The organism is Stenotrophomonas geniculata ATCC 19374 = JCM 13324 (genome assembly GCF_001431625.1).
Taxonomy (GTDB): domain Bacteria; phylum Pseudomonadota; class Gammaproteobacteria; order Xanthomonadales; family Xanthomonadaceae; genus Stenotrophomonas; species Stenotrophomonas geniculata.
In genome coordinates this window covers 15,237-28,046 of sequence record NZ_LLXT01000085.1, presented here as the reverse complement: position 1 = coordinate 28,046, position 12,810 = coordinate 15,237, and the positions used below count along the sequence as shown (strand labels likewise).

Sequence of the window (12,810 nt, the reverse complement as noted above, 5' to 3'; positions counted from 1 at the left end):
GCCGACCGTTGGTCGGCATTGTTGTTGGCTCCGGAATCCGCGCATTGCATGGATCCCCCCGCCTGCCGCCGGGCACTCTCCTGCACCCGGCGGCGTTGTGTCGGTGGTCCTCACCGCTGATGGCCGCTCCCTGCCCTCCGTGCCGTCCTGGCTGGGGACGCCACCGCTCCGTGGCGGCTGGCCCGATGCTGTCCGTTCTTCCGGCCCGATCGCATCCACGCAAGGCGTGGATCTACCTTGGTGCCGACCGTTGGTCGGCACGCTTGCAAGAGGCCTACCGGCGCTGCGTGCCCTCGTCGCGACTTGCCTGCGGGAACTGGAAGGCACTGTTGGCGTCATAGCCAGCGTTGGCAGTATTGCCACGCGCCGGCGGGTTGATGCTGCTGGTGCCGCTGCCGAAACCGAGGATCTGCACACTGATCACCGATGGCTGGTTGCGCCGCGCATCATCCTGGCTCTTGCGCATCACATCCTGTGCCGCTTGGCTGGCGCTGTTGGCTGCTGCACTGGCCGAGGCCAGCGCGTTGACGTTCACCGTGGCCAGCACGGGCAGGCCCTTGCTTTCACCCTGTACCTGGATGTTGGCGGCGTTGAGCACCTGCAGCGCGGCCAGGTTGATGTTGCCCGAGACGCGGATGCCCGCTTCGCCCGCATCGATGGTGCCCAGCGGCGCGATCAGATCGACGTCGCCCGGTCGTACTTCGGCAATGGGGTTCAACGTTGCGATACCTGCACCACTGGCCGGGGCCTGCGGCGACAGGATCACGTTGCCCCAGCCGTCATAGACGCGACGCGGTGGCGTGTACAACAACGTGGTCTGCGAACCACGACCGGCATTGATGTCACCCTGCTCCGACCAGGCCAGAATGTCTCCGCCGAACGTTGTCATCACCCGAGACAGCCCCAGCAGAACGCTGTCCTGGCTGAACAGACGGATGTCACCCTGCCCCTGCGTCACCAGCCCGGCACTGGCCGGCGGCACCACACCCTGCACACCCACCACGACCTGTCCGCCCGGCGCCATCAGCTCGATGTTGCCGCCGGCTTCGGTACGCACGCCGGAGCCTCCGTACATCAGGATGTCGCCGGTGCGCTGGATCGTCGCCCCCGTCGCATCCTTGTCCGGCATCAGCGTGGCGATGGCCTCGCGGCCACGGAGGTACGAACCGAAACGCGGACCTTCGGCATCGGTGTACTCGCGGCCACCTTCACGCAGTTCGGCGTAGTAGACCTGGCGCAGGAAGATGCGCTGCTGTTCCTGCGGCAACGCATCGAACGCAGCCAGCGCCGCGTCGCCATCGGCGGCCATGCCGAAGCGTTGCTGCAGCCACTGCTTCAGTTCCTGGTCGTAGACCTTGACTGCCCTGCCCGACTGCGATGCCAGCGATTGCGCGGGATCGGCCAGATTCGCAGGATCCAGATAGCGGGCACGCAGGGCCGCGAAATCGATCTGCTGGTTGCCGGCCGTCAGCGCGATGCTGGCGCCGGGACGGGTATCGCCCTGCACGATGCCACCGAGGCTGACGATGCTGCCCGCATCCTCCTGGCGCAGCTGGCGGCCGGCACTGATCTCGGTGTTGCCGGGGCCGGCGATGGTCGCGTTCAGATGCACGATGTCGCGGCCCGCCGCCACCACCGTGATGTCGGTGGGCGCGGTGTTCAACGCGGTCATCGACACCCCGAGGATGTCCCGGCCTGCCCGCAGTTGCACGGCGCCGGCGGCCTCGAACCAGTTCAGCTGCGTGCGCTGCCCCCCGTTGGGAGTCAGCGTGCGTTGGGCGCCGGTGGCCAGACCGATGATGTCGCCCTGCACCGCGTAGAAGCGGCTCGGTGCCAGTGCCGCAGAGACCGTGGACAGCGGTGTACTGGGGCCGAAGGCGAACAGCGGAAGCGATGCCTGCGGCGATGCAATGTTGCCGTCCACCGACAGGTTGTGACGCGAGCGGGTCACATTGCCGCTGGAATCCCCCTGCTCGGCCATGAATGCAGGGTCGAAGGCTCCCGGCAGGCGCGCGTCGCTGGCGGAGCGCGCGATCTGGGTCGCGCCACGCTGGGCGAAGATGCCGCCACCGGCCAGGACGTCCAGCCGTCCTGTCGCCGAGGGTGCCAGCAGGATCACATCCTGCGTCCCCGGCGTGGTGCTGATCCGGTCCAGCTTGACGTCGCCCCGCGCAGCAACGGCGCTGAAGCGCGAAGGATAGAGCCAGTAGTTCAGCAGCTCCTCCCGGCTGCCCGGTGCCAGCGCAACCTGCTCGGGCCACAGATTGCTGCCGGTCACGTTCTCCGGCCCGGCCAGGCCCGGCGCCAGGTCGCCACCGGCACTGAACAGGTCCACGGCGGTCGTGTCGGTCCACAGGGAGAACCAGGTGCTGCCCGCAGCGCGGCTGCCGTTGTCCTGCACCACCGCGCTGTAGTTGGCCAGTGGAACCCGACCGGCATCGGCGACGCCGCCGAGCACGACGTCACCCCGCGCCTGCAGCTGCGCGACCGCATCGCCCAGCACCAGCACCGGCCCGCCCATCGGGCGAGCGGCGTCGGCGGCGAACAGATCGGCCGCACGCAGCTGGCCCAGCGTCGCGTAGCTTTCCAGGGTGACGCCCATTGCACCGATGCGTCCCGCATCCAGCTGCAGGCTGCCACGCAGATTGCTGAAGGTACCGTTGAGGTCGAGATTCTGTCCCGCCCTGGAGGCATTGAGGCTGGAGAACGTCGCCCGCAGATTCGGATTCAGTGCGCCACCGATACGCAGTTGCAGGTCGCCGCCGCCGGTCAGGTGCAGCTGGCCATCGCTGACCCGGCCGGTCGATCCCACCGCCGCGATGATCGCACCCGAGCGCGGTGCGATCGTCGAGTCCAGCGCGTCACCTATCGCATCGCGCACGCCGGCGTCACGCCCGGCCTCCAGCGTCAAGTTGCCGCCGCCCAAGGTACCGAAGCCGGTGAAGCCGACCATCCGCGGAGAGGCGCCAGCAGCAGCGGACACGTTGGTGTAGGCGCCAAAGTTCACCCACCAGCTGGTCGGCACCGGCTCCACACCGGTGGTGCTGCCGGTTCCCTGCCGCCACAGCCAATTGCCGACCGCGGCACTGGAGTACAGCGCCCAGTCGCGCTCGCTGGTGCCCGACTCTGCGCGCCCGGTCCAGACGTCACCGACGATATCTCGCCCGGCTTCGACGCGCAGGTTGCCGCCATGATCGGGATACCAGGCCTGGTAGCCGGCCAACGCGGCATCATAGCTGCCCGGCACCAGGTTCGGACCCAGCAGTGCCGTGTTCCTGGGGGCTGCTGCACGGGGCGAATTGAAGGCAGCGTCGCGGCCCTCGCCCAGCGTGGTGGGAGTGCCCGCCGTGTACACACCGAAGCCGGACTTCATCACGACATCACCGGCAGCGAGCAGTTCCAGGTCCCCCTTGCCGGTGCGCAGCACGCTCCAGGCCGGCGTGCCCGCGCGCTTGCCGTAAGTTGTCACTTCGGTCTGCGTGCCACCGCCGGCGCAGTAGCTGGGTGCGGTGCTGCAGAACTGGTCTTCGGTCATGCCGAACATCGCCGCGAAGTCCTTCGCAGGGGTGCCCACGTAGGACTCGTCACCCCAGTAATCCAGCGAGCCCTGCGCGGCCACCTGGCGGGGGGCCGGGCCGCAGTAGTCGGCCGACATCGCGCAGAACTCATCTTCGGTGAAGCCGTACATGTCGGCCAGCTCCGCGATCGGACGGCCCGCATAGGAGGTGTCGCCGATCCAGTCCAGCGATGCCCGCTCGGTCAACGCACGATCACCCACCCAGATGATTTCGGTCTTGACCGTACCGATCGAGCCCTGGTGGGTGTCGGCCAGCACCACGCTGCCTTCGCTGCCCCAGCGCCGGCTGCGTGGATCGGCTGCGCCGGAATCGGCACCGGCAACCACGGTCAGGTCCCAGGAGGTGGTGCCCTCGGCCAGCATCGGCGCCAGCGCCCAGTTGCGCCCCTGGTTGCCGTTGGCATCGGCCGGCCGCAGATTCACCGGCGTGTCGCCGGGCAGCTCCACCTTGGTCAACGATGGGATGTACGCGCCCACCTTGAGCTCGACTTCCCGCGCCAGGCGCAGCGCAACCGGCAGCACCGCGCCGGCGGGCCACTCCTGTGCCGCCATCTGGACCGCGCTGCGCAGGCGGAAGCCGGCGCCCAGCCGCGCGCCGGCCGCCAGCACCAGCGGCTCCTGCAGCACGGTGCCCGCCGCCAGCGTCTGCCCGGACTGGGTGGTCACCGCCGCACCCAGCACCGTGCCCGCAGGCAGGCGCAGGGTCTGCGAGATCACCATCGGCGCGGGCAGCACGGTACCGACCGGAAGCGTTACCGATTCGACCGGCACGTCATAGTTCAGGCGGGTGCCGGCCTGGAACTCGGTGCCCGGCTGCAGCTTCACCCCGTCCACCGGCACCACCAGGTCGCCACCGAAGGGGGTGTGCCCGGCGCTGCCATTGCGAGCCTCATACAACTGCCAACCGCCCTCGTCCGGCGTGGACGGCGGCGGTGCGAAACCATCATTGATGCTGCCGTGCACGTTGATGTTGCCCTCCGCGCGCAGCACCAGCGACGCCGACTCGCCGAAGCCGCGCCGCGCCGGATCACTGCGATCGGCATCGGGCCCATAGCGGTAGCCGGACAGGTCGATGTCACCGGATACGGTCAGGTCACCTCCGGGATTGGCCTCGCTGCGGCGGGCGAGGATCTGCACGCCCGGGCGCAGGCGGTGCGCGCCCAGCGCAGCCGTGCGTTGTCGGAGGTCCGCATTGGCCAGCGCGCCGTCCATCCACGTGCGGTTGTCCGGATCGACGATCTGGTCCAGCCATTGCTGAGTGACGCGCTGCGCGCGGTTGCCGTTGATGTCGACACTGTCCGCCAAGGGGGCGTCCTCATAGCGTCGCACCGCATTGACCTGGATATCGGCCGCACCTTCGACGCGCAGTCCGCTGGCGACCGTTATCGCCGCATCGTTGCTGCCGATGCGTGGCGCATCGATCTTCAGGGTGCCGCGGGCCACGCCGTCGTTCTGCCCGCGGCCGCCGCCCGCCGCCACAGCCGTGCCCGCGCGCAGGTCCATGTGGGCGCCGGCGCCGATGTCGATCCCGCCGGCGGCGCTGCCCAGTTCGATCGTAGCCCGGTTCGGGCTGTCGATGATCTTGCCCTGGCTGTCCACGCGCAGGCCGGTGCCATGCGTATCCAGCGTGCCCTCCACCTGCAGACCGTCACGTGCGTACAGGCGGATCGCACCGACCTGTTCGCCGCTGGCATCGATGCGCCCCGCTACGCGCAGGCTGCCTGCGTCGAGGCTGATGTCGACCCTACGCGCCTTCACCTCGTCACCGATCAGCAGATCACCCTCGCCGATCCGGAACGTGCGCCCGCCGGTGACACCTCCTGCGTTCAGGCGCTGGTTCAAGCCTGCGAAGTCCTGCAACGTGCCGGCGCGAACCACGAGGTCTGCGCCGCCGTAAGGCACCACGGTGCCACCTGCGTCGTAACGTCCACTGGCAGCCCCCTCGATGCCGCCGGCCAGATCGACCCGCCCGGCCAGCGCGTTCACCGTCAGCCGTCCGCCGCGGTTGTTGCGCGCCGAGAGATCGATGCGCGAGGCGGCATCAGTGCTGACGTCCCCCGTATCGCTGGAAAGGAGCACGTCGCCGCCCCAGCTGTACCTGTCCACGTCGTACAGCGTGACCCTGCGCCCCGCCAGGTCCAGCGCCGCCTGGCTGCCGAGCGCGATGCCTTCGCGCGCGCTCGCTGACAGCCGGCCAGAGGCCAGTGCGATCGAGCTGTCCAGCGCGATCCGCTGCGCATCGATGCTCAGTTCGCTGCCCAGCGCGTCGCCGCCGGTCGTGCCGCGGCCGCCCTGCAGACGGAAGTCGCCGCCGGTCCGCACCCGCAGCTGCGCACCGGGATCGGCCGTCAGCAGCGGCGTGTCGATGCCGATGCTGCCACCGCTGTACTGCCAGCCCTTGTCCGCGAGATAGTCGCCGCGCTGCTGGTACACGTCCAGCGTGCCCAGCGCGGAAAACAGCAGCTGCCCGGACGCGCTGAGGTTGAGGGCGCTGAAGCCGAGTACCTGACGGTTGGCAGGCACCTCGGAGCTGGGACGGCTGAACGGGGCGCGCGCCAGCTGCAGGTTGCGGGTGACGATGTCCAGCTGCCCCGCGCCGAGCCGGTCCACCATCGGATCGGCCGGCGGCACCGACGCATCGCTGCCCGGCGCCTGCGTCGCCGCCAGCGAACCGTCCCAGACCAGTGTGTCCACCAGGATGCGCGCACGGTCGCTCGCCGCACCATAGCCATGGATGGCCTGCGCGCCCAGTACCAGCGTCTGCAGGCCACCGCGGCCGGTGGCACTGTCGCGCGCATCCAGGTCAACGCTGCCGAAGACGTTGACCGAATCCCGTGCGACCAGGCTCAGCGTATCCAGCGCCGGTGCGCCGGTGGCATCATTGCCGCGCAGCAGCTGCTGCAGCACGGACTGGTTCATGGTCATGCCATTTGGCAACGCCCCTGCGGCCGCCGCCTGCGCGATCGCCTCGGCGCTGCCGAGGTTGAGCGCCGCCATGCTCACGCCAAGCTGGCGCGTGCCATAACGGGCGGAATCGCGCATCTGCAGCACACCATCGGTGGCCACCCCGATGCTGCCATCGGACACCAGCCGTGCCTCGCCTTCGCAGTCGGTCTGGCAGCCGCCGATGTCGATCGCGACCGGCCCGGCCGCCACACCGGTCGTACCGGTGATCAGGTTCAGGCGCTGGTTCGAGACGGCCAGCAGGCCGCCATTGACCTGATAGGGCACGGTCGGCGCGGACGCGCTGTCGCGTGCGAAAGACAAGGTGTCGAGTGTCGCCCCGGCTTCGACCAGGATGCCGCTGCCACCGGACGCCGCAGCCACCAGTATCTCCGGCGCCTGCAGGGTCGCACCGGAGCGGATCGCCACATCGCGCACCGAGCCGGACACCGCCACCAGCGAAGCCGACTCGTTGAACTGTCCGCCGATCACCATGCGTTCCGGCCGCAGCGCATTGAGTGCGTCGTCGGTGAAGGTCGCGCCGCGATCGTGCGCCTGCGACGGACTGCCGGCAGCAGCGACCTCCAGCGAACCCACGGCCGGGCTGGCGAGCGTGGCGACCAGGGTACCGCCGCGCCCTTTTTCATTGGCCGCGGAGAAACGCGCCGTGCCGGCGAAGTCGATGGCCGCGATTCCCTCGCGACCAGCGCCTTCACCCAGTGCCAGGGTCAGGCCCAGCGCATCGATGGTCTGCCAGCCGCGCGCCTCGCCACGACGGTCGGCGGTGGCCTGCACGAAGCTGTTGTAGCTGGTTTCGTTGTAGCCGGAATGCCGGCGTACCACCGCCGCCGGCGTCAGCAGGATGTCGGTGAGCAGCGGCGACGCCACCCCGCCCAGTGCCGATCCCTGCCGGCCGGACACGCGCCAGGTACCGGTGCCGGTCTGGATCGGCTGTGGCACGCCGGAGGTCCCCGTCGCGCCCAGCTCGACGCGGAATGCACCCGGCTGCAGCGCGAAGCTCGCCGGCAGCAATGTGTAGGTGCCCGCAGGCAGGCCGGGAACGCCGGCGGGTACGGTGATCTGCTGGCCCACCGCTGGAGCAGCGAAGCCATCATCACTGCTGGGTGCGAAGCTGCCGGCACGTCCCGGCACGATCGCGTACACCGGGTTGCCGGAGGCACTGAACGCATAGCGCGGGTTGGCATCGGCCAACGCGGTGCGCAGCACGTCGACGGAGCCACCGCGGCCTGAGACGAATGCCGCGCCGGTCAGTTCGCCGCCACCTGACACGTCCAGCAGCGCACCGGCATGCACATCCACGTCGTTGGCGGTAAGGGTCACGCCATTGGACGCAATGCCGGCCGGCGTCAGTGACTCCAGGCTGCTGCTGCCCCTTCTCCACGACACACCGTCCACGGTACCGCCGTAGGGCAGCGCCAGACCTGCGCCACTGGTGGAGGTGATGCTGCCCGGCAGCAGCTCCACCCGGCTGGCACGTGTGCCGCCCAGGACCAGGCCGCCCAGCTGCAGCGCCCCCATCGGCGCCTGCACGTTGCCGCCCTGCTGCACGGTGGCTGCCACCAGCTGCAACGCGCCCAGCGCTGACTCGGGCGGAGTGGTCGCCGCCGTACCCGTACCCCGGATGCGCAGCACCGCATCCGGATCTGACCAGTATCCGGGCGTCGCCACGGTCGCCGCAGACGCACCCGCGACCAGATAGCCCGTCGCACCGGAGGTGGGGTACAGCCGGGCGGCACTCACGTCCATCGACCCGCTCGCCATCAACGCACTGATCGATCCGCCGTTGGACACCGCGTTGAGCAGCCGCACGTCGCTGCGGCTGTCGAGCACGACCTGGTTGAAGCCGGGCAGCCAGGTGACATCACGGATGTCGATCAGATCAGCCCTCGCCGACAGCACGTGGTCGCCTTCCGCAGCCGACGCCACGGTATCGGTGACCACCAGGTTCTCACCCGGCAGCGACTGCCAGTGCGACTGTGCCAGCAGCAGGTGCGGAGCACTCAGCGAAATGCCGCTGGACTGCGGTGCTGCCAAGGCCATGCCGAGGCTTGACTGCCCCTGTCCGTACATGCGCAGGCTCTGGCCCATGCGCAGGTCGACATCGCCCTCCGCGCGGACGTCACCGAATACGGACAGGGTGTCGAAGCCACCGGCCTGGATCTGCTCCACCGACAGCGCCGCGTGCCCATACTCCAGCCGGTCCGGCAGCACCGCGTCGGCCGGGCTGCGCTGGCTGAGCGTAATGCCGCGCGCGCGCAGCACCTCCTCGCTCGCGCCGCGCGCATGAACGCTGCCACCAAAGGCCACGCCCAAGGTGCCGCCGTGCGCGCCACTGCCGCCGGCAGAGGCATCCATTGAGCCGTCCAGATACAGAGCGTTGGCCGAACGCAGCACGATCTGCCCGCCGTCGCTGTCCACCCGGGTGCGCCCCTTCCCGTCGACATCCAACGGCGCCGAGGCGCCCGCTGCCCGCAGCTGCGCGCCACGCTCGAGCACGACGAAGGCTTCAGGCGGACGGTTGTCCACCGACGCGGAGCTCTCCCAGTCGAGCGCGCCGCCGATCTCGATGCGCCCCCCCGCCCGCACCTGTCCCTGCAGGCGGCCACCGGCGTCGGCCAGTGACACCGCATCCGCACTGGCATCCAGCAGCGCACCGTCGGCGAACCGCCAGGTCCGCTCGCTCCGCTGCCCGGCATAGAGCGTGGTCGGCAGGCGCACATCGTCGATGCTGATGCGTCCTCCCTGCGCACGCAGCGTGCCTTCCACATCGATGTTGCCGGCGCCGAGCAGGGAGATCGCCTGCCCCGGGTCGACCTCGATCAGTGCGGCCTTGCCCACCCGCAGGTCGCCGCCGACGCTGTTGCGATCCGAGCGCAGGCTCACGCTGGCACCGCTGCGCTGGCGGACCAGCCCGCTCATCGGATCGGCACTGTAGAGCGGTGCCAGCCAGCTCTCCAGTGCCTCCTTCCGGTCCGTCGCGACACGCGCGTCTGCGGTCATCCGAAGGCCCGGCATGCGCGCTGCCAGCTGCGTGCCATCGGCAACCTCCAGCCCTTGATGGCCATTGATGTCGTACTGGGCAAAGCCACTGCCGAACAGGCCGGCATCCACCTGCAGCGCTGCTGGGTCCGCCGGATCCGCATCGCCCACCCGCACCCGGCCACCGGTGCCCAGCGAGAACGTGCCGCTGCCCTGGCCACGGCCGCTGAACCGGCTGCCCTCGCCCAGCTGCACCCGGCCGCTGCCGTCCGTTGCAACCGTGCTGCTGTTCGCCTGCAGGCTGATGCTGCCCCCTGCGCCGATACGACCTTTGCCGCGCAGGTCCAGCGCGGCGCCGGCCTCGACGTCGACCGTCGCCCCGGCACCCACCCTCACGTCATGGCTGTTGCTCAGGCTCAGACGGCCGCCATCCGTCCAGGCACCACCCGCATCCAGTGGCACCCCCAGCGCTGCATTGCTCCATTCACCGGAGAGATCGATCCGCGTGCCGTCGGCAATGGCGGTGCGGGCGCGGCCATCGTGCAGCAGCGCCGTCGGCCGGCCCTGGACATCCAGCAGGTTGCCCGCCGACAGCTGGCCGCCGGCAATGCCGATGTCGCCTGCCAGTTCCACCTCGCTGCCGGTCAGGTTGAGCTGTCCACCTGCCTGAAGCCGGAGGTTGCCGTCGATGCGGATGCGATCGGCGGTCGCCAGGTCGATCCGTCCCCACTGCTGGGCACTCAGCGCTGCGATATCCAGCCACACCGTGTCACGCCGCTCCTCGTTGACCGGCGCCAGCAGTGACCATGCCGCCTTCGTCGGCGCCTTGTCATCCAGGCGCACATCCGAGCCGAACACACCACTGCGGCCCTGGCCGTCGTAGCGCCCCAGGTACAGCTGCGCATTGCGCGCGACCGCCGTCTGCGCCTGCGCATAACCGTCCAACGCGGTATCCGGCCTGCGGTTCTGCTGCGCGCCCTGGAAGGTGGCAGTCTCAACCTGCCCATCCAGCACCGCGGTCGGTGCGGAGATGATCAGGCGTCCTGCATCGCGGCCGACCGTGTATCCGTTATCGACACGCTGCGCCGCGAATACAATCGGATCACGGAAGGTCTCGGTGATGCCCCAGCGCTCCTGCTTTACTTCATGGCCGCTGTACAGGCCATCGAACAGCATCTCGCCCGGCGCGTCGTCAAGGCGGTAGACCTGGCCATCGACGCCGCGCACCCAACTCTGCCGGATCGCGCCGCTCTGCACATCCAAGCTGCCACCGGCAAGGTTGATGCGTGAACCGCCGTGCGTGATCACTTCCCTGCCGCCCAGCAGGACGGTGCCTCCCTGCGCGGCCCATTCGCCGATCGAGTGCCCCTGGTTGTCGAGATAGCCACCCACTTCCAGCAGGCCGCCTGCAGCGTACCAACGCTCACCCTCGTAGCCCCCGGTACCGGCCGGAACGTGGACGAGCCTGCGGCGGTCGACCCAGACTTCGCTGCTGGTCAGCTTGCCGCTGTCGCGGTTGTCCAGGGCATCGCGCAGTTCGTTGCCCTGCACCTTGACCTGGACATTGTTGCTCTCCATCGACACCTGTACGCCCACTGCGCCGGACACGTCCACGCGCGCGGCGTCGTCTACGTAGCTGCGAGCCGCCGCATCGGCGATGATCTGGCCGCCCGTGGCAACCGTCAGCGAATCCGCGCTGAAACGGATGTTGCCACCCGAGACGATCTCCACCCGCGACTGGTCGCGGCGATCATTGTGCTGGGACAGATTGTCGAAGGTTGCCGAGCGAGTGCCAGCGCGGATCGCGTCCTGCTCTGCCGACTCCTTGATGAGGCTGTCACGCTGCGTATCCAGGACCGTGGCCTTGCCATCGTCCTCGATCAGCACCGCCGTGGTGGCTCCATCGGCAAGCGTGACGCTGCTGCCGGTATCACTGGCCGAGGCCAGAAGATGCACGGTGCCGCGCTGTGCCAGCGTGGTGCTGGCCACGGCCACACCGGCCTGCTCCACACTGCGCCCGGCCAGAGTCACGTCACCCTCGAGCGCGCGTATCAGGCCGGTGTTGCGCACGCTGCCAGCCGTGCTGCCAGCGATGAAGCGCGGCGCGATTTCATTGCCCCGGGTGGTGGAGCTGGTGTTGGTCGCCGTACCCACGCCACGCCGGATCACGAAACTGTCACCGGCAGCAAGCTGCGCCTGGCCCTTGCGCGCCTCGATATGACCAGCATTCTCCACGCTGTGCCCAGCCAGCAGCACGTAGCCACCGCCGCGCGTCGCACTGGTCGGCTCATGGGTCGCGATGCGGGCGCCCTGCTCCACCATCACCTTGCCAAATGCATCGCTGAGCGCGCTGCTGCTGGCGTCGGGGCTGTACAGGCCATTGTCGCGGAACTGCGCATCGCTGATCCGTGCTGCAGCCGCCAGCAGATTGCGTACATTGACCTGACTGTTGTTGCCGAACACCACCCCGTTGCGGTTGGCCACGAACACCGTGCCATTGGCCTTCAGCTGGCCCAGGATCTGGCTGGGCCGCGCCTGCGGATCGTTGACGCGGTTCAGTACTGCCCAGTCAGGATTCTGCAGGAAGTTCAGCGTGGTGTTGCCGCCGATGTTGAAGGTCTCCCAGTTCAGGATCGCCTTGTCCGCGGTCTGCTCGACCGTGACCTGCACCCGCCCGTCGCTGCCCTGCGACTGGATTGCGTCGCGCGCATTGAGCCAGCCGCGGGTCAGCGGGTTCTGGTCGACGCTCAGGCCATCCTTGCCGAGGCCATCGGCAACGATGAAGCCAGCCTCGCGGCGCGCCTGCCGCGCCTGTTCCTGCAAGCGCTGCTGCAGGGCAATCGCCTGCGCCGCTGTACCGAGGTTGTCGATCGACTGCTGCAGCTTCTGCCGTGCTGCATCCTGCTGCTGGGCCGGCAACTGGAACTGGATCGGCACACCGTTGGGCATCCGGCCACTCTGTGCCGCGCTGCCCTGGGCCGCGCCCCGCTCGGCGAACCAGCCCGGGCTGAACGCCTGCTGCGCCTGGCTGGCCGGGGCCACCACGCTGCCCAGGGCGACCGCGATGGCCCACGCCATCGGATGATTGCGGCGCATCGGCGCGGCCGGATGAACAGCGGACGGGAGCGGGTGCGACATCGGAACCTCATCAACCTGGTGGGCCGCGGCTGCGGCGACGATCGGGGAGGCACGCGCAACGCATGCCCTGCCACTGATAGACGGTTCACGTGACACGAAGCCGACAGCGAAACACTGCGGCGGCGGCACCGTCGCGGAAATGGCGACGCCGG

1 protein-coding gene is annotated in these 12,810 nt (G+C 69.3%); it reads right to left on the bottom strand.

From position 1 onward, the window contains the following. Positions 1-274 precede the first annotated feature (274 nt). Positions 275-12,658: a filamentous haemagglutinin family protein gene (locus ARC63_RS05610; RefSeq protein ID WP_057502763.1), complete on the bottom strand. Its 12,384-nt coding sequence runs from the start codon at positions 12,656-12,658 to the stop codon at positions 275-277. Between the last annotated feature and the right edge of the window lie 152 nt (positions 12,659-12,810).

Bases quoted from the DNA above. Each gene is read 5' to 3' on its own strand.
- ARC63_RS05610 (WP_057502763.1), bottom strand. From the start codon at position 12,658: ATGTCGCACCCGCTCCCGTCCGCTGTTCATCCGGCCGCGCCGATGCGC.